The sequence below is a fragment of the Burkholderia sp. AW49-1 genome, assembly GCF_053427845.1.
This window is the reverse complement of record NZ_JBSAXF010000001.1, coordinates 63400-81354: the sequence shown is the minus strand read 5'-3', so window position 1 is coordinate 81354 and position 17955 is coordinate 63400. Positions and strand designations below refer to the sequence as shown.

Here is a 17955-nt window from a genome sequence, read left to right as displayed (position 1 = left end):
AATGAAGTGTCCTGCGTGCGGTGGCGCGAAACTGATCCGCGATACACGAGACATCCCTTACACATACAAGGGACGCTCGACCGTCGTTCGCGATATAACCGGCGACTTCTGTCCGGCCTGCGGCGAATCGGTGCTGGATATCGACGAGGCAACCCGGCTCGGTGAAGCGATCGGCGAGTTCAACAAGCAAGTAAATTCGACCATCGTCGACCCCAAGTTCATCGCGAAGGTGCGCAAGAAGCTGATGCTGGATCAACGCGAGGCGGCCGAGATATTCGGTGGCGGCGTCAATGCTTTCTCGCGCTACGAAACCGGCAAGACGAATCCGCCGCTTGCCCTCGTGAAGTTGCTCAAGATTCTGGATCGTCATCCGGATCTGCTCGCGGAAGTACGTGCAGCCTAGCCATACGCCCCTCCGGCATTGCGCATGCGACGAACATCCGACGCGTGCGCTCCCCACCCCACTCCCCCTGCAAGCCTTCTGACGCTCCCCGCGAAATCCTTATCGAAATTGCTTCGTTCGTCTTTGCCGGCCGCGCCGCTAACGTGTTCGAAACGGCGGCGGCACGCCGGATGCAGCGCAGCAAGCACCGCGGCCGCCGTCATCACGACAACCGCGTCGCGATAACGGAGCAGACCGGACGGGCCGTGTGGCAGGCCCCCGCCAGGAACGTCCGCATCGCGCGCCCTTCGCGATGCCCATGGCCACGAACGACCGCCTCATCGACACGACGCCGCTCGACGTCCGCGCCCAGCCGCTGATCGACGCGCTGATCGACGAATACGCGACGCGCTACGACGCGTATCGCCCCGACAGCCGTGCGTCCGCGCGCGACGAACTCGCGCGCTACCCGGCCGAGCTGTTCGCGCCGCCCGAAGGCGCGTTCGTGCTGCTGCTGCGCGACGGCGAAACGATCGGCGGCGGCGCGTTCAAGCGCTACGACGCGCAGACCGCCGAACTCAAACGCATCTGGACCCGCGCGGACCTGCGCCGCCAGGGGCTCGCGCGCCTGATCGTCGATGCGCTCGAACTGCGCGCCGCGCAGCAGGGCTATCGACGCGTGTACCTGACCACCGGCTTTCGTCAGCCCGAAGCGTGGGCGCTGTACGACCGCACCGGCTATACGCGGCTGTTCGATTCGTCGATCGATCCGGAAGCGTATTTCCACCTGCGCTTCGGCAAGGATCTCGCCGATCCGTCGCGCACGTCGACGCTCGCCGACCTGTGGGCGCCGCTTCCCGAAGCCGTGCTGCCGCGCTGAACGCCTCGCGCTACCCGATTCCGCTCTCCCGTTCCCCAAGACACGAAACGACAGGACACATCCATGCAACGAGCCGTACCCATCACGCCGCGTGCGCTCCGCACGCTGGCCGCCGCGCTGATCGGCGTGACCGCGATCGCCGCGGCCGCCGCGACCTTCGACCTCAGCCCCGAGCAACGTGGCCGCCCGCGCGGTGCGGCCGATGCGGCCGTCGAGCGCGCGGTGCCCGCGTCGTTCAGGTTCGCCGAAGCCGGCACGCTGACGATCGGCGTCGCGCCGAGCCTGCCGCCGATCAGCTCGTATGCGACCGACGCGCGCACGGTGATCGGCTTCGACGCGGACGTCGGCCAGCTCGTGTCCGACAGCCTCGGCCGCAAGCTGAAGATCGTCCCGCTCGCATGGGCCGACTGGCCGCTCGCGCTCGAATCGGGGAAAGTCGACGCGGTGATCTCGAACGTCACCGTCACCGAGGAGCGCAAGCAGAAGTTCGATTTCTCGACCTACCGAAAGGACCAGGTCGGCTTCTACGTGCGCAACGACAGCAAGATCCAGTCGATCCGTGAGCCGAAGGACGTCGCGGGGCTGCGCATCGTCACCGATGCCGGCACCAACCAGGAAAAGATCCTGCTCGCGTGGGATCGCGAGAACGTCGCGCACGGCCTGAAGCCCGTTCAGGTCCAGTACTACGACGACCAGGCGATGCGGATCGTCGCCGTGCAGTCGGGCCGCGCCGATGCCGTGTTCAGCGTGAACTCGGTGCTCGCCTACCAGAGCGCGCAGCAGGGCAAGACGCGCCTCGTCGGCGCGATCAGCGGCGGCTGGCCGCGCACGGCCGACATCGCGATCGCGACGCGCCGCGGCAGCGGGCTCGCCGAGCCGCTGACGGTCGCGCTGAACGGGCTGATCCGGAACGGCCGCTATCAGCAGATCCTCGACCGCTGGAACCTCGCCTCCGAAGCGATCGACCAGTCGCGCACGAATCCGGCGGGCTTGCCGAAGAGCTGAGCGCCGCCCGTCCACGCCCTCGCAGGAACGCCGACACCATGTCTTATTCGCTTTCATTGCTGGACAAAAGCCCGATCGCCGACGGCGCGACCGCCGCCGACGCGCTGCGATTCACGACGACCCTCGCGCGGCGCGCGGAACAGCTCGGCTACGAACGCTTCTGGGTCGCCGAGCATCACGGCGCGCCGGGCTTCGCGAGCTCCGCGCCCGAGATCGTCGTCGCGCACCTGCTCGCGCACACGTCGCGCATTCGCGTCGGTTCGGGCGGCGTGATGCTGCAGCACTACAGCCCGTTCAAGGTCGCCGAGTCGTTCAGGCTGCTCGCCGCGCTCGGGCCGGGCCGCGTCGATCTCGGCATCGGCAAGGCGCCCGGCGGATTGCCGCTGACCACGCGCGCGCTGCAGTGGTTTCACGACAAGGCGAAGAAGCCCGACTTCGCGGGCCAGCTCGCGGAACTCGACGCGTTCCTCGGCTGGGGCGTCGCCGAGGATCATCCGCTCGCCGGCGCGGTCGCGATGCCGGTGCCGCCGCACGCGCCCGAACGCATCCTGCTCGGCGGCTCGCCCGACAGCGGCGCGTTCGCCGCCCGCCACGGCTGGCGCTTCTGCTACGCGGGACACTTCAACGGCGACGACGCGAACCTCGAGCGCTCGCTGGCCGCGTACCGCGACGCGGGCGGCACACGCCCGATCGTCGCGCTGTACGCCGTCTCCGCGCCGACCCGCGACGAAGCCGAGCAACTGATCGGGCCGCTGAAGATCTTCAAGCTGCAATTCGCCGGCGGCCGGAGCTTCAATCTGGCGAGCGCGCAGGCCGCCGCCGAATTCGCGCGGCAGAGCGGCGCGTCCGACTACCGGATCGACGAGTTGCGCCCGACCGTGCTGGCCGATACGCCCGAACGCGTGCACCGCGCGCTCGACGTGCTGAGCCGGCGGCTCGACGTCGATGCATTCGTGATCGACTCGCCGGTGACCGACTACGCGGCACGGCTCGCGTCGGCCGAATGGCTCGGCGGCGCGCAGTCGATCACGACCGTGCAGGCGGCCCTCGCCGCCGAACGTTTTCCTTCCCCCGACCAGAACGCGTGACGCTCCCATGACGACCCGACGATCGATTCCCTTCGGCCTGATGCTGCAAGGCGCAGGCAGCCACATGAACGCGTGGCGGCATCCGAGCAACCCGCCGGACGCGAGCATCAACCTCGACTTCGCGATCGGCATCGCGCGCAAGGCGGAAGCCGCCGGCATCGCGTTCGCGTTCGTCGCGGACGGCCTCTACATCAACGAGAAGTCGATCCCGCACTTCCTGAACCGCTTCGAGCCGCTCACCGTGCTGTCGGCGCTCGCGGTCGCGACGAAGAAGATCGGCCTCGCGGGCACGATCTCGACGTCGTACAGCGAGCCGTTCACGGTCGCGCGCCAGCTCGCGTCGCTCGATGCGATCAGCGGCGGGCGCGCGGGCTGGAACGTCGTCACGACGCCGCTCGAAGGCACTGCGAAGAATTTCGGCAAGACCCATCCCGATCACGAACTGCGCTACGAAATCGCCGACGAATACCTCGACGTCGTGCAGGGGCTGTGGGACAGCTGGGACGACGACGCGTTCGTGCGCGATCGCGCGAGCGGGCGCTTCTTCGATCGCGACAAGCTCCATACGCTCGATCATCACGGCCGCTTCTTCCAGGTCGCCGGCCCGCTGAACATCCAGCGCTCGCCGCAGGGGCAGCCGGTGATCTTCCAGGCCGGCTCGTCCGACACCGGCATCGGGCTCGCGGGCAAGTACGCGGACGCCGTGTTCACGCATTCGCCGTCGCTCGACGAAACGGCCGCGTTCACGCGGCGCGTGAAGCAAAGCGCGGTCGAGCACGGGCGGCAGCCGGGCGACGTGAAGATCTTCCCCGGCGTCGGGCCGATCGTCGGCCGCACGGCCGCCGAGGCCGAAGACAAGTACCAGGCGATCCGCGACCTGCTTACGATCGACGAGGCGCTCGCGTATCTCGGCCGCTATTTCGATCACCACGATTTCACGCAGTACGCGCTCGACGCACCGTTCCCCGAACTCGGCGACATCGGCCGCAACAGCTTCCGCTCGACCACCGACCGGATCAAGGCCGACGCGAAGCGCAAGCGCCTCACGCTGCGCGAGACGGCACTTGCCGTCGCGACGCCGCGCCCGAACTTCATCGGCACGGCCGAGCACGTCGCCGACGAGCTGATCCGCTGGCACGACGCCGGAGCCGGCGACGGCTTCATCCTCGGCTTCCCGGTGCAGGCCCAGGGCGTCGACGACTTCGTCGAACTCGTGATTCCGGTGCTCGAGGCGCGCGGCCGCTACCGCCGCGACCTGCCGGGCAGCACGCTGCGCGACCACCTCGGCCTGCCGCGCAAGGCGAGCCGCCATGCGGCGCCCGGCGCGGTGCGCAAACAAGGCGACGCGGCCGAAGCGCACGCCTGACGCCCGCGCGCCGCCTCGCGCGGCGCATCCGGCCAACTCGATCGAGGACCCTCACCGACATGAGCGACACGACCCATCTCGGCGGCGCACTGCCGCCGCTCACTTCCTCCCCCGCCCGCGACGCCGGCACGCGCCCGCGCATCGTGCCGGCCCGGCACAGGTCGCGCACGGTCGGCACCGTGCTCGCGCTCGTGCTGATCGCGCTCGCGCTGCATTCGATTCTCGGCAACCCACAATGGGGCTGGCCGGTGTTCGCCGAATGGTTCCTGTCGCCGCCGGTGCTGTCCGGGCTCGCGCGCACGCTGGTGCTGACGCTGCTCGGCGCGGTGTTCGGCTTCGCGCTCGGTGCGCTCGTCGCGCTGGCCCGGCTGTCGCGCTCGCGCCTGCTCGCCGCGAGCGCGTGGACGTTCGTGTGGCTGTTCCGGTCGATTCCGCTGATCGTGCTGCTGCTGATCCTGAACAACCTCGGCTACCTGTACGAACACGTGCGGCTCGGCGTGCCGTTCACCGACATCGTGTGGTTCGACACGCCGACCACCGACCTGATCAGCCCGTTCCTCGCGGCCGTACTCGGCCTCACGCTGAACCACGCGGCGTTTTCCGCGGAAGTGATTCGCGGCGGCATTCTCGCGGTCGACCAGGGGCAGCTCGAAGCGGCCGCCGCGCTCGGCCTGCCGCGCGGCCGCCAGACGACGCGCATCGTGTTGCCGCAGGCGATGCGCGCAATCCTGCCGACCGCGTTCAACGACCTGATCACGCTCGCGAAAGGCACGTCGATGGTCTACGTGCTCGCGATGCCCGAACTGTTCTACACGGTGCAGGTGATCTATCGCCGCAATCTGGAGGTGATTCCGCTGCTGATGGTCGCGACCGTCTGGTACCTGATCATCCTGACCGTGCTGTCAGCGATCCAGGTGCAGGTCGAGCGCCACTATGCGCGCGGTGCGCTGCGCAATCCGCCGCCGTCGGCGCTGACGTTCGTGCTGGCGCGCATCGGTGCGCTGCGGCGGCGTGCGGCGACACACAGCGCAACGGCCGATGCGACGTTTCCGGGCAACGCTGACGCGCCAGTGCCGCGCACCGGCGGCGAGGTCGCCGTGCACAACGTGTCGAAGCAGTTCGGCATGCAGCGCGTGCTCGACAACGTGTCGTTCGTCGCGCCGCGCGGCAGCGTGACGGTGATCGTCGGGCCGTCCGGCTCGGGCAAGTCGACGCTGCTGCGCACGATCAACCATCTCGAACGCGTCGACGACGGCTTCATCGACATCGACGGCGAGCTGATCGGCTATCGGCGCGACGGCGACGTGCTGCACGAGCTGAAGGAGCGCGACGTGCTGAAGCGGCGCACGGCGGTCGGAATGGTGTTCCAGAATTTCAACCTGTTTCCGCACCTGACGGTGCTCGAGAACCTGATCGAGGCGCCGGTCGCCGTCGGCGGCGTCACGCGCGAGGCCGCCGAGCGCACCGCGCGCACGCTGCTCGCGCGCGTCGGCCTCGCGGACAAGGCCGATGCCTATCCGCGCCAGCTGTCCGGCGGCCAGCAGCAGCGCGTCGCGATCGCGCGGGCGCTCGCGTTGCGCCCGAAGGTGCTGCTGTTCGACGAGCCGACGTCGGCGCTCGATCCCGAACTGGTCAACGAAGTGCTCGACGTGATCAAGGAGCTGGCGCGCTCGGGCACCACGCTCGTGATCGTCACGCACGAGATCGGCTTCGCGCGCGAAGTCGCGGACAACGTGCTGTTCATGGAGCGCGGCCGCATCGTCGAGTCGGGCCCGCCCGCCGTCGTGCTCGACGCGCCGGCCCATCCGCGCACGCGCGCGTTCCTGTCGCGGGTGCTCTGATGCGCGCCGCTCACGACCTCCGAGGCACCCGACGATGATCGACCGACGCCAGTTCATGACCGCCGCGCTCGCGGCCGCCGCCGGCCTCCGGTGGCACGCGGCCGACGCGGCCGCGACCGCCGATCTCGATCCGCGCCAGGCCGGCCGGATCCGCGCGTCGCGCGACGATGCGGCGATTCGCGCGGCCGGCAACTACCGCTGGGTACGCGACGGCGCGTTCACGGTCGCGATTTCGCCGCACGCACCGCCGGTGTCGACCTATGCGACCGACGCGCGCACGGTCGTGGGCGCCGATCCCGACTATGCGCAGCTCGTCGCGGACGCGCTCGGCCGCACGCTGGTGCTGGTGCCGATCGCGTGGGCCGACTGGCCGCTCGGGCTCACGTCGGGCAAGTACGACGCCGTGATCTCGAACGTCGGCGTGACCGAGAAGCGCAAGGAGAAATACGATTTCACGACCTATCGGCTCGGGCTGCACGGCTTCTACGTGCGCACCGCGAGCCCGATCGCGAAGATTGCCGAGCCGAAGGACGTCGCGGGCCTGCGCGTCATCACGGGTGCGGGCACGAGCCAGGAGCGCATCCTGCTCGAATGGAGCCGACGCAACGTCGCGCAAGGGCTGAGGGCGACCGAACTGCTCTATTTCGACGACGATGCGGCAGCCCGCGTCGCGTTGCTGTCGGGCCGCGCCGACGCCGAGCTGAACCCGAATGCGTCGCTGGCTTACGAGGCCGCGCGCGACGGCAGGATTCGCCGGGTCGGCGTCGTCAACGCGGGCTGGCCTGCGAATGCGGATGTCGCGATCGCGACGCGTCGCGGCAGCGGGCTCGCGCCGGCGCTGACGCTCGCGACGAACGCGCTGATCGGCAACGGCCGCTACGGGCAGGCGCTGGCGCGCTGGGGGTTGCAGAGCGAGGCGGTCGCGCGCGCGGAGACGAATCCGCCGGGGTTGCCGTCGTTTTGACAGTGCGGCGTCATGGCGGGCACGCCATGCGGTCCCGAACCTGTCACGGACAACGTTGCGCCGCGGCCAGTTTCACGTCCGTCGTCGCCACCCGATTGCCGTTCACATGCAATTGATCACCGGGATGCATTCTCAGATGCGCCGGCAGAAAGCAGAAGCTGATCGACCAGTTCGAGCTTCAACGGCTTGTCTGCGTCGAGCTTCTTTTTCTCGATCACGACCTTCCAGTCATCGCCGCTTCCAGGATTGCGGTAGAACGCAACGATCGCGACATACTTCGTATCGACCTGCATCGGCTGCGAGAGGCTCGCGGCCGCGCCCGGATTCAGGACCGTCGCCATGTTGGCCTGCAGATCCTGCACAAGCATTGTCCGATCGTTCTTCAGCAAGTCGTTGTAGGACGCGCCATCGAACATCTTGCGGTCCTTCAACTGATACACGCGCACGGCAACCGACGTCGGGCGGCCGGCGTCGTCCGGATTCAACGCCTCGCGTGCCGACAAATCGATGTTGAGCACCTTGACCTGCTTGAAGAAGACAGTGCGGTAGGCGCTCGACGAGGCATCGGAGACGGTTTGCCATGCGCCGCATGCCGACAGCAGCAGAACGGATGCAAGGGTCGAAACGGCGAAGCGGATAGTCATGGTCTTCTCTGGTCAAACATGTTGTGTCAGGTGTGGATTGGTCCCGGGCGTAGGAAACGCTTCATAGACGCCGAGCGCGATGTTGATCACGCGCTCTTCGTCGGCGGGCAGCACAGTCGTCCATCCGAGGCGCGGCGCCAGATCGGCATGTGCCGGACCGATCGCCGGTTGCGGCGCATGACGCGACGACAATTCCATGCGCAGGTGCACGTCGGCCTTGACGCCGACATACAACTGCACGAACGCCATCAACTCACGATGCAGCCACGCGCCAGGCAGGAGATCGCGGGCCTGCTGCGTATCCGCTGGCCGTAGCGTCACACGCACCGCGCGACTGCGATAGGCCATCCGTTTGCCCAGCACGTAGCCGCCGCCGAGGCCCCGGCGCCTGCCCTCCGCCGATGAACCGGCAAACTGACCGGCCGACGTCAGCGGCTGCGCTTGTCCGACGCGCATAGCGACAGGAAAGAACTCGTCGACGCGAACCTCGATACCGGGTACGGCCAGTGCGATGACGCCGGTCAGGCCTTCGGGCGTGCGCGTGTGCTGGATCAGCAACCCCAGCAGCGCGAGCAATCGCGAATCCGGCAGGCCGGCGCGCCGCGGCTTGTCGCCCCACCCGAAGCCGGCCAGGCACAGCAGATTGCGCGAATGCGCGTCGCTGCCGCCCGGGCGGAAGCCTTCCGGATAGCGGTATTTCTTCCACGCGCGGTACAGCAGCGTGACGTACCGGTGATTGAACTGGTCAAGAAACGCTTCGACGACCTCATGCCCCTCCTCGCGCAACACGATCTCGTCGATCATGTGCGGCGGCATCGCCGCGTCGACACCATACAGGCCCATGAACGTCGTGCGTACGGTCGGCGGCGCATCGGGGCGCTCGTCGTCAAACTCTACCGCCGAGATTTCTCCCGCCGGAAAGCCGACGCGCGGCCGCGGCCGGAAGCGCACGCGCTCATGCTCGGCCGTGTCCTGCGTGCCCAAGCCCGGCAAGTCAGGCACCCGCACCTCGAGCAGCCTGCAAAGCTGCATGAAGTTCATGCGTGGCGCGCGGGCCAGCAGCGACGCGACCAGCGGCTCGAGATTCGGCAACGGGTCCCCCGAGGGGACTTCCTGCGGGGCGTGCGGCTTCATAGCGGCGCCCGTTGCGCCTTGCTGCGCGGCCACACGGTCCGGGCCTGCGACGGCAGGCTGATGATCGACAGCTTCGTGAACAGGTTGATCTCCGCGTATTGTGCAAAGAAGCGATGCAGCAACTCGCCGAACAGCATCACGTCACCCTCGCCCGCGAACGCATGCGAATCGAGCGTCACCTCGATCAGTACGCCGCGCTCGACCGAGCCACCGGTTACTTCCTCGAGCAATTCCTGTGAGACCCACAGAATGCCGGCCAGCCGCCGGCGGTTCAGCTCGTCGTCGGTCCAGTCGTACAGCGCGAGCGCCCCGCGCAGCACTTCTGCGTTCATCATCGACAGAAAATTCGGCGCCAGATGCGACAGCACGCGCCACTGGAAGCGGTCCTCCGTCGGCGGATACAGCGGCAGCGTCGGCGACACGAGATTGCGCACGCCCGCGACGTTCGGCGTGCTGGCCGCGAGCTCGTCGAGACTGGCTTCACGCAGCCCCTTGCGCGGCAACAGGCCATTCGTTCCCGTCACGCGCAGCGACAGGCTTTCTTCCGGCAGCGTGTCCATCGTCTCCCACGCGTGTCCGCCGAGAATTACCCAGGTTTCATGCAGCCCCGACACCCCTGGTCGCACGCGCGTGTGGAAATAGCGCTCCGGCGCCTCGTGCCGCAGCATGCCGCCGCGGTGCCGGAACGTCGCGAACGGCACATATTCGTATCGTTCGGCCGAGTCGTGATCGAACGTCGCGATCGCGTCGACCGAATAGGTTTCGACGTGCTCGCCTTGATGGCCGGCCGGCACCACGCGATATTCGGTTTCGTGATGGTCGATCTCGATCGGCTCAGCATCCAGCTCGAACAGGTTGATCACGGGCGAGCAGAACAGCCGCACGTTCTCCGCGGTGAAGCGCTGGTCCGACGGATAGGCATGCGTCAGTACGATCTCCAGCTCGAAGCGGGTCGAACTTTCGGGCAGCTTCGCGATGTCCAGTCCGCACAGGTCGACGAACAGAAATTTCTCGCGGAACGTGAAGTATTCGAGCAGCATCTGATAGCCGGAGAAGGCCGCATCGGCCTTGGGCCACAACCGCTCCTCGGCAGAGAAACCGGCCGGCTCGATCGTCACGCCGGCGAGCGGCACCGCTTCGCCGTCGCGGACTTCCGGAATGCGCCACTGGATCGCATCGACCTGCCGCGTGAGCGCGAGATGCATCGCGAACGCGGTCGGCAGATCCGCATTCAGGTGCAGGCGCAGCCGCGACAAATCCGTTTCCTTGCGAAGGGCCGAGCCGTCCAGCGCAAAGCCAAGCCGGATCACCGACCGTCCGTCGTAACGGACGAACGGTCCGGCGTGCGTAATGGCGACCGGTTGTAGCGCGACAGCCTGCGTGGTTCGGTACAGGCACTGCACGGTTCTCGGTGTCGTGCCCTCGGCGCCGGGTGCAGGCGGCACGGTGATCGGCGCGGCACGCACGGGCACGCCGGCCGGCACCACCTCGGTCTTCTGAAGCTTTTCCGCGAGCGGCATCAGTTCGACCACCGACAGCGACGGGATCATCCGCAGATAATGCGGCCAGAGCAGGCTCACGAGCCCTTCGGTGAGTTCCGGCAGTTCGTCGTCGAGCTTCTGCCGAAGCCGGCCAGTCAGGAACGCAAAGCCTTCGAAAAGCCGCTCGACATAGGGGTCGCGATCGCCGACGCGATCGAGGTTGAGCAAGCGTGCGCGATCAGGATGCGCCTTCGCGAATTCCTTGCCGGACTCGCGCAGGTAGCGCATTTCCGCTTCGTAGTAGCGCAGAATCGGGTCGTCGTTTTGCATTGATCTTCGTTCTTATGAGAGGGTCAGGGCGCGCGCCGGGTCCAGTACGGTCAGTTCCGCCTGCAGTTCGCCGATGCGGCGCGCAAGTGCCGGCTTGTCGGCATCCTTGCGGCTGCTCATCGCTTTCAATGCACGAACGAGCTGTTGCTTGACCTCGAACACCAGCGCCGGCTCCCAGCGCATCAGCGGCAGCGACCGGGAAGACGCATCGAGCTCGGCAAGCAGCGCGAGTGCCGTATCAGGACGGCCGGCATGATCGGCAACGCGCGCCATCACGAGCCGTTGCAGATAGCGGTGACGTTCGGTCTTCATGCCCGGCAGCGCTTCGAGCCACGCGAATGCGGCCTCGACGCCCTCACGCGCGGCCACATCGCGCGCCTGCGCCTCGATTTCCGGCCAGTCGCCGGCGGCATCGCCTTCGCTGTCGGCCGATACGGGCAGCGGGACGACGGCCTCACCCGCTTCGAGGTCTCGCACAACCGCGTGCCGCGCGATCCATTCGAGCGTCGTGTCGTCGGCGAACGGCGTGCCGTCGTTGAACGCCAGCCGCTCGATGCCCGGCAAGCGTTCGAGGAACAACGCGAAGTCCGCGCGAAGCAGTTCGCGCCATGTGTGGTACGGCGCACCGACGTGGTCGAGTGCGACATGCTGGAAGTACTGCAGGTCGAACCACAGGTGATTGACGCCTTCCATGAACGCGCCTTCGACGCGTTCGAGCAGTTCGTGCCACTGCTTCTGCAGCACGAGCCGTTTCATCTGCTGCCTCAGTTCGCCGCGTGGTGGTACGAGCCGCGTATGCGATGCTGCGTCCGCCGGCGGCACCTCGTGCAGCGTGTCCCAGCGGATGCTGCGCACGAGCCGCACCGACGGCAGGTAGCCGTTCTCCTGGCTGCGCAGCCACACCGCCATCGTGCGCGCCTGATCCAGCAAATCGCGTGTCGACGCTATCGCGCCAGACGTCGTCGACGCGGTTGTGGTTGTCGACGCAACCGTCTCGGTTTCCGTGCTGCGCGGCGCTTCGCCATTGCGCTCGAAACGGGAGACGAGCGGCTGCAGGTTCGGGCGCGCTGCGTCTGGCCACGCGCCGGTGATGGCCACCAGCACATCGAGCGCGGCGAGCGCCCGCTCGAGATCGGCGGGCGCGAACTCGCCGCGGCTTTCCAGCAGCTCGAGCACGCGCGCGGTTGCCAGCATTTCGAGCGCGCCCTTCTTTGCCTCGGCGCGCGCGGGCAGCACCGCTTCTCCGAACCGGTCGACGAGCGCGGCCGCCAGCTCGAGTCCGTCCGCGAACCCGGCGGGGCCGTCCTGCCGCAACCGCGCAAACGCGTGGTAGCCCGCCAGACGCAGGTCCTAGCCGGTTTCCTTGAGCAGCTGTTCGCAGGATCTGACGATCAGTCCGTCATCGATACCGGAAAGCTTTTGCGTTTCGTCCCGAAGCGCGAAGAATACGTCCTCGTAGCCGGGATCGCGGCCGACCCCGCTCTCGCCGGCAAGCGGCTGCAACCATGCAGTCCATGTGTCGAGCCGTGCACGCACGAGTTGCTCGGCGTCGTCGCGCGCCGGAAAGAGGCTCTTGAACAGTCCACCCAGCATTATTCGGTCTCCGAAAACGTGCCACGCGGCAGGGGCACCCCGGCGTGCTTCGCCGCCGCGATCATCGATGCCGGTAACGGCGGTGGATTGCTGGATGAAAGCTTCGGTCCCGATTTTGTCGAGCCGGTCACGAAGATTCGCGTCGGCAGCGTGAAGTTGCGCAACTGCAGCACGTCCAGCGGCCCCGCGCCCGCCTCGCTGCGTAGCTGCACCCTGAGCGGAATGCCCTGGCTCGTGTCCGGCGTCCAGGTCAGCAGATAGCGCGCGCCGTCCTGCTGCGACACCTTCGCACGCTCCAGCAGCCGGATCAGGCCGAATCGGCCCTGCGAATCCAGCGCGGTACGCAAGCCACCCTGCTCGGTCTGCCATTCGATGTGCGACAGGTTTTCCAGCGACTGGCCCGGCCACTCGAACGGCGTCCACTCCTGCTTCTGGTTGAAGTAGTGCAATTCGCGTCCGGACAGCACGAACCGCATGTCGGTGACGCCCGGTGTCGGCACCGCCTGCAACTCATAGCGCACGCGCGCGTCGCCGGACGGGAACAGCACCGTCGAGATTCGCGTGAGCTTGTTCAGGCTGGCGAGGAAGCCCGGATCGATCGTCAGCGCGCCGTGGCCGGCGCCCTGCGCGGCCACCCACCGGTCGCCCTGCCGCTCGATGACGCCGGCCAGCTGCGTCGTGACGAACTGCGTGATCATGCCGTTGTCCAGGCGCATGAAGCGTGCCATTTCGGGTAACGACGCATCGTTGTCGGAGTCGGCGAACGGATAGCGGCCGCCGAATGCCCTGTTCCAGTCGGCCAGGATTGCGGCGCGCCAGATCTCGTTCAGGCTCGCGGCGGCCGGCTGCACGACGACCTGCCACGACTGATCGAACGGCGCGCGGAACAGTTCGCCGAACCCCGACCACTGCTCGCCCAGGCTCGCGGCCAACCGGCTTGCGTAGTCGCGGCTGTCGGCGATGTCGGACGTCTTGCCCTGCAGCACCGACTGCGCGGCCAGACGCGCCATCGCGTCCGGATCGGCACCGGCAACGATCTGGGACGCCTTGAGCCGCATCGCAGTGACCCGCTCGAGGTAGCGCGCGAGACTCAGGTCTCCAGTCGCGGCGAGCTGCGCGGCTGCTTTGCCGTTGCCTGGCGCGCCTGACACCAGATCACTGCCGGTCAGGCGCAGGATCGGGCCGAAAGCCGTGGCAAGCGGCGCAAGCTGCGGCTGAGCCTGCTTCGACGGGTCCTTCTCGCTGCCGCCGACAAGTTGCTGCGCCTTGTTGATCAGGTTGTCGGCCAGCGACTGCGCATTCGCGCCGGTGCCGGCCTGGTAGACGACTGCGTTCATCAGCGCGACAAGCGGCGAGCGTTGCGGGTCGCCAAGCAGCGTCAGCTGGTCGGCCGTGGCCGACAGCGTTGCGGCGGGTTGCCAGCGCAGGCCGGTGAGGAACAGCGCCCAGGCGCGCGCGTAGTCGTCGAAGTAACGCTGGCGCAGGTCGGCTTTCAAGGTCGACGGGGTGGCCTGGGTAGTCTTGACGTCGGATAACACCCAGTCGCCCGCAGCGTTTTGCCGCTCGCTCGCTTCGTCGATCGCCTTCGCGATCCGTTCGTCCCATGCGGCGCGCGTGAACACGCCAGAGACCGTCGCCGTCGTGTTGAACAGGCCGCGGCTGGTCGTATCGCCTAGCAGTGTCGCGAGCGACACGGGCGGATATTTGGCCTTCGCGTCGTCGAGGATCTGCTGGTACACAGCGTCGGTCGAGTTCTGGATGCCGCGCACGCCAATGACCGTCTGGCGGGTCGAAGCAACGAGGCCGAGATCCGGGGTGATTGCCGGCAACCCACCGCGGCCCAAATGGTCAGCAAAGAAGGCAATCGTGTGCTGTCGAAGGTCTTCCCAGGCGCCCGACGATAGCGACGAGTTGCCCGGTCGCACGGGTGCCGCCGTTGCAGCGAGCTGCGGTGTCAGGAATGACGCGACAGCGCGTTCGGGCTTCGCGAGCATCAGGTAGGCCTTCAGCGTGTCGTAGGCGGCCTGTACCTGCGCATTCCCGCCGCTGGCGATCTCGGCGTCTGACAGGGACGCGAGCTGATGCAGGCGTTCCTCGAGCTTCTGACGGATCGGTGCAACGAGGATGCGGCTCGCCACGTTGGCGTAGCGCGGCCACAGTGCGTCGAGCAGCGCGCCGTCGCGGTTCAGGCCGAAACGGGTCAGCCAAGGGGCACCGTCGCGCCGATGGACTTCGAGCGTGTCGATCTGCTTGTCGAGACGGTCCAGCGTCAACATCGCCTGGGTGCGATCCTGCGTTCCCGACAGCTTCGTGAGCGTGTCCCCGGCTGCCTGAATCGTCGCGCGGTTCGTGAAGCCCGACACCATCGTGCCGACGATCCACAAGCCGATCAGGGTCGTGGTGAGCCACGCGGCCATCGTCGACAGCGAGAAGCCGACCCGGCGGCCGTGGATCTTGCGACTGTGCTCAGCGACCATCTGCCAGATCGTTCGATGTTGCGGGCCGAGCGGCAACTCGTCGTCTTCCGGGGCGCCGGATGCCGGAGGTGCCAGTTCCCGCGCCTTGAACAACGGTGCGAACAGGACGCCATGAACCGCGTGCCGCCAGACGCGGGACTGGGCGGTTTGCAGCACCAATCCCGACAACGCGACGCGCAGATCCGAAATATGCCGCGACAGTTCGGCGGGATAGCGGTCTCCGGCATCCTTCGTCAAGCGCACGACGCCTGCGTCCGCGAGGTTGTAGGCGAGGTCGCCCAACGAAGCGTCGATCTCGTCAGCCTTGATGCGCGCGTTCGCCCACGTGAAGCCGATCGCCTCGTCGAGACTCGACGTTTCGTCGCCGAAATCCGTGACGTTGAGCAGATATGCGGGCGCGGCCCAATGCAGTGCGCGTGCGTGACGGGCGAGCCGCTGCGAGAGATTCTCGGCGTCGAACGGCGCATGGGCCGTGCTGCGGTTACGCGTCACCGCGACGATCGCGTCGACCGGGCGGCGACGGCGCAGGCGGCGGATTTGCTCGAGCCAATCCGTGTCGAGCGTGTTGCTCGTTTGTTTCGCGTAGAGCAGGACGGTGTCGCCGGTGATCGCGTAACCGGTGTCGGCGAGGCCTGGTGCCAGGCGCTTGACGAGCGGTTCGTCGCCGGCAACCAGCATCCAGCGATCCCGGTAGTGCCAGCGCCAGCCGTGACGGTCGCGAAGACAATTACGCAACGCAGCACCGCGCGAGTCACCAAGCGGGGCATTGGCATCGCGCGGCTCAGGTGATGAATCGATCTGTTTCGCGACCCAATACCGAATACGCCGCGCTGCCACGGCCGGGCGGGACGAAGCGTCGAAGCTGAACCACAGATACAGCACGACGAAGACGATGCACAGCGCGACAAGTCCCATCGCACGCTGTTCGGCCGAGCGCAAGCCGACCCAGTCGCCCTTGAACCAGATCAGCAGCCCAGGCAGCATGACCACAATAACGACGCTCAGAATGTCGATCCGGAACTTGCGAAGCATATTGAATAGAAATTGAACCGAGTTTGCCTATACAGATAGATACAGGCGCGTTGGTGAGCGACGACGCGAATGCGGTTTGTTGCTGAAGTCTTTCGCCTCAACTCAGATGTCCACATAAGACGACTGCCGGGATGGCAGCAGCCGGGGCGGCGGATCGCACTTGCATACGCATAGATCATCGCTGAGCGCGCCTTCCCGACCATCCGGCCCCCGCATCGACAAGCGCGGGCCTTGGCACACAATTTTTCCCATCGACTGGCATGCGGGGCACCAGACATCGTCGCGCTCGTAGGCCTGTTCGCGATCGCCAACCCGGTCGTTCGAATCGCCTCCCAATACCGTGCCGTCCGATGTTGTCTTGTCGCCTTTCAAAATGTCGTACCGCCTGACCATGATCTGATCTCCTGAATTCCCGGGGCGAGTGTTGTTCTGTGCGCTGCCGCGATGCAAAGAGCGGAAAAGACACCCGTGCCCCCCTTCATTGCGGGTCGACATTCCGCAAAACAGTGAAGCAAGGTCCTTTCTTGCCGGCGGTCACAACCAGCTGGGCCGAACCATCCTGTGCCGCTGCCTTGGCTGCACACGTCACACCCAGCCAGGACGCGACTTCGCCTACATGCCCGACCATGTAATCGATCTTCGCGGGCTTCGCGGCGATACCAGCCTTGACTACGGCCGTACTCGCCTCATTTTCTGTGACTGACTCGAGACCGCTTTGCCAGATACGATCGACGGCCGCGGGCTCCACGCGCCCCCAACGCAACGCACGTGCGAGGGCAACATCTACTGGGCATGTGTCAGTCTCGTTGGGTCGATGCAACCAGGCAATCGGTCGTATTTTGAATTCCCGCTGCACCTGCTCCGGCGCGACCAGAAGCGCAACGCCAGCCTCCGCGCTTCCTTCCGGCGGAAGCGCCTGAAGAATCGAGTTCAACCGAACGAAGACAAGCAGACGTGCCTCGTGATCTCGCTTCTGGTTGATTCGATCCAGCCACGCGTCAAGAGCCATCAAGTCGGGAGGCGCTGGCAGTATCTTGGCTTTGAGTGACCGAAGATCGGATTTCGCCCATTGCTTGTTCCATGATGCCAACGCTTCATCCGCGTTCACCGTGTCCGGCAATACCAACTGGATCGCCAGTTTCAATTCCGACGGCAATGAACGCACCACCTCAGCGACATCTTGGATCAGCGCCCCGAACACCCACTCGCGCACGTGACGACGTCGCTCCTCATCGATCATGAATCGCTTCCCGTCTTCGTCTGCGTCGGGCTGCTCGAACCAGCGTGCGTTCACGGGTGGCGTATCGGGTTTCGACGCGGTCCGCGGTTCGAGTTTTATCGAACCATCCAGCAATTTGTCGAACGAATCTTCTTTCGCATCGCTCGCAAACCGGTATGCGGCCGCTACAAGCGCAAGCGGGCGGCTGGCCTGCTCGAATACGCTATTCACGTGCTTTCCCCGCGCTGCGTTCCACTCGATGGCGTCCAGCCGACGTCCCTCGTAGACGCTATAGCGCCGCAACACGACGAAGGCTGCAACGCCAGTTGGATACACCGTGACGCATACCCAGAACCATACTGTTCGTGTTGACTCGCCTTTCGGCCAGACTAGCAGAACGGCGAAAACGCCAGCCAGCACGATGACGGAAAACACGACCGTCCAGACGATGCGCGAAGGCGGTTTTTCCGATTCCGGCTCTTCGGGCGGAAGTTTGGTGAAGTCGACGGCCATCGTGAT

At 66.6% G+C, this 17955-nt stretch carries 15 protein-coding genes; 7 read left to right on the top strand and 8 right to left on the bottom strand.

The window, feature by feature from the left end:
• Position 1 precedes the first annotated feature (1 nt).
• The 7 genes from ACV22W_RS00360 (at position 2) to ACV22W_RS00330 (ending at position 7526) form a co-directional block, all read left to right on the top strand.
• Positions 2-403, top strand: coding sequence for a type II toxin-antitoxin system MqsA family antitoxin (locus ACV22W_RS00360; RefSeq protein ID WP_448017223.1), 402 nt, complete (start codon positions 2-4; stop codon positions 401-403).
• A 298-nt stretch (positions 404-701) separates the two neighbouring features.
• A complete protein-coding gene (locus ACV22W_RS00355; protein ID WP_448017222.1) occupies positions 702-1262 on the top strand; it encodes a GNAT family N-acetyltransferase in 561 nt (186 codons plus the stop codon).
• Between the two features lie 63 nt (positions 1263-1325).
• Positions 1326-2267 carry an ABC transporter substrate-binding protein gene (locus tag ACV22W_RS00350; RefSeq protein WP_448017221.1) on the top strand — a complete coding sequence of 314 codons (942 nt, stop codon included), beginning with the start codon at positions 1326-1328 and terminating at the stop codon, positions 2265-2267.
• 38 nt (positions 2268-2305) lie between these two features.
• Entirely contained in the window at positions 2306-3355 is a 1050-nt protein-coding gene (locus tag ACV22W_RS00345; protein WP_448017220.1) for an LLM class flavin-dependent oxidoreductase, read from the top strand.
• 7 nt (positions 3356-3362) lie between these two features.
• A complete protein-coding gene (locus ACV22W_RS00340; protein WP_448017219.1) occupies positions 3363-4721 on the top strand; it encodes an LLM class flavin-dependent oxidoreductase in 1359 nt (452 codons plus the stop codon).
• A gap of 59 nt (positions 4722-4780) precedes the next feature.
• A complete protein-coding gene (locus tag ACV22W_RS00335) occupies positions 4781-6562 on the top strand; it encodes an amino acid ABC transporter permease/ATP-binding protein (protein WP_448017218.1) in 1782 nt (593 codons plus the stop codon).
• 34 nt (positions 6563-6596) lie between these two features.
• The gene (locus ACV22W_RS00330) at positions 6597-7526 is read left to right on the top strand and encodes an ABC transporter substrate-binding protein (protein ID WP_448017217.1); all 930 of its coding nucleotides are present in this window, start codon (positions 6597-6599) and stop codon (positions 7524-7526) included.
• A gap of 116 nt (positions 7527-7642) precedes the next feature.
• On the opposite strand, the gene tssJ is transcribed toward ACV22W_RS00330, so the two are convergent.
• The 8 genes from tssJ to ACV22W_RS00290 form a co-directional block, all read right to left on the bottom strand.
• Entirely contained in the window at positions 7643-8170 is a 528-nt protein-coding gene (gene tssJ / locus ACV22W_RS00325) for a type VI secretion system lipoprotein TssJ (RefSeq protein WP_059700446.1), read from the bottom strand.
• 12 nt (positions 8171-8182) lie between these two features.
• Positions 8183-9304 carry a type VI secretion system baseplate subunit TssG gene (gene tssG, locus ACV22W_RS00320; protein WP_448017216.1) on the bottom strand — a complete coding sequence of 374 codons (1122 nt, stop codon included), beginning with the start codon at positions 9302-9304 and terminating at the stop codon, positions 8183-8185.
• On the bottom strand, positions 9301-11115 hold the full coding sequence (gene tssF, locus ACV22W_RS00315; RefSeq protein WP_448017215.1) for a type VI secretion system baseplate subunit TssF: 1815 nt from the start codon (positions 11113-11115) through the stop codon (positions 9301-9303). The genes tssG and tssF overlap by 4 nt, the downstream gene beginning before the upstream one ends.
• A gap of 12 nt (positions 11116-11127) precedes the next feature.
• On the bottom strand, positions 11128-12429 hold the full coding sequence (gene tssA / locus ACV22W_RS00310) for a type VI secretion system protein TssA (protein WP_448017214.1): 1302 nt from the start codon (positions 12427-12429) through the stop codon (positions 11128-11130).
• Between the two features lie 36 nt (positions 12430-12465).
• On the bottom strand, positions 12466-12708 hold the full coding sequence (locus ACV22W_RS00305; RefSeq protein ID WP_448017213.1) for a hypothetical protein: 243 nt from the start codon (positions 12706-12708) through the stop codon (positions 12466-12468).
• A complete protein-coding gene (locus ACV22W_RS00300) occupies positions 12708-16169 on the bottom strand; it encodes an ImcF-related family protein (RefSeq protein ID WP_448017212.1) in 3462 nt (1153 codons plus the stop codon). Before ACV22W_RS00300 ends, ACV22W_RS00305 begins: the two co-directional genes overlap by 1 nt.
• A 150-nt stretch (positions 16170-16319) precedes the next feature.
• Complete coding sequence (locus ACV22W_RS00295) at positions 16320-16610, bottom strand: PAAR domain-containing protein (protein ID WP_448017211.1); 291 nt, start codon at positions 16608-16610, stop codon at positions 16320-16322.
• An 85-nt stretch (positions 16611-16695) separates the two neighbouring features.
• The gene (locus tag ACV22W_RS00290; RefSeq protein ID WP_448017210.1) at positions 16696-17949 is read right to left on the bottom strand and encodes a hypothetical protein; all 1254 of its coding nucleotides are present in this window, start codon (positions 17947-17949) and stop codon (positions 16696-16698) included.
• Positions 17950-17955 lie beyond the last annotated feature (6 nt).

Bases quoted from the DNA above. Each gene is read 5' to 3' on its own strand.
- ACV22W_RS00355 (WP_448017222.1), top strand. From the start codon at position 702: ATGGCCACGAACGACCGCCTCATCGACACGACGCCGCTCGACGTCCGC.
- ACV22W_RS00330 (WP_448017217.1), top strand. From the start codon at position 6,597: ATGATCGACCGACGCCAGTTCATGACCGCCGCGCTCGCGGCCGCCGCC.
- ACV22W_RS00295 (WP_448017211.1), bottom strand. From the start codon at position 16,610: ATGGTCAGGCGGTACGACATTTTGAAAGGCGACAAGACAACATCGGAC.
- ACV22W_RS00345 (WP_448017220.1), top strand. From the start codon at position 2,306: ATGTCTTATTCGCTTTCATTGCTGGACAAAAGCCCGATCGCCGACGGC.
- ACV22W_RS00305 (WP_448017213.1), bottom strand. From the start codon at position 12,708: ATGCTGGGTGGACTGTTCAAGAGCCTCTTTCCGGCGCGCGACGACGCC.
- ACV22W_RS00300 (WP_448017212.1), bottom strand. From the start codon at position 16,169: ATGCTGCCTGGGCTGCTGATCTGGTTCAAGGGCGACTGGGTCGGCTTG.
- ACV22W_RS00340 (WP_448017219.1), top strand. From the start codon at position 3,363: ATGACGACCCGACGATCGATTCCCTTCGGCCTGATGCTGCAAGGCGCA.
- tssG (WP_448017216.1), bottom strand. From the start codon at position 9,304: ATGAAGCCGCACGCCCCGCAGGAAGTCCCCTCGGGGGACCCGTTGCCG.
- tssJ (WP_059700446.1), bottom strand. From the start codon at position 8,170: ATGACTATCCGCTTCGCCGTTTCGACCCTTGCATCCGTTCTGCTGCTG.
- ACV22W_RS00350 (WP_448017221.1), top strand. From the start codon at position 1,326: ATGCAACGAGCCGTACCCATCACGCCGCGTGCGCTCCGCACGCTGGCC.
- ACV22W_RS00360 (WP_448017223.1), top strand. From the start codon at position 2: ATGAAGTGTCCTGCGTGCGGTGGCGCGAAACTGATCCGCGATACACGA.
- ACV22W_RS00290 (WP_448017210.1), bottom strand. From the start codon at position 17,949: ATGGCCGTCGACTTCACCAAACTTCCGCCCGAAGAGCCGGAATCGGAA.
- ACV22W_RS00335 (WP_448017218.1), top strand. From the start codon at position 4,781: ATGAGCGACACGACCCATCTCGGCGGCGCACTGCCGCCGCTCACTTCC.
- tssF (WP_448017215.1), bottom strand. From the start codon at position 11,115: ATGCAAAACGACGACCCGATTCTGCGCTACTACGAAGCGGAAATGCGC.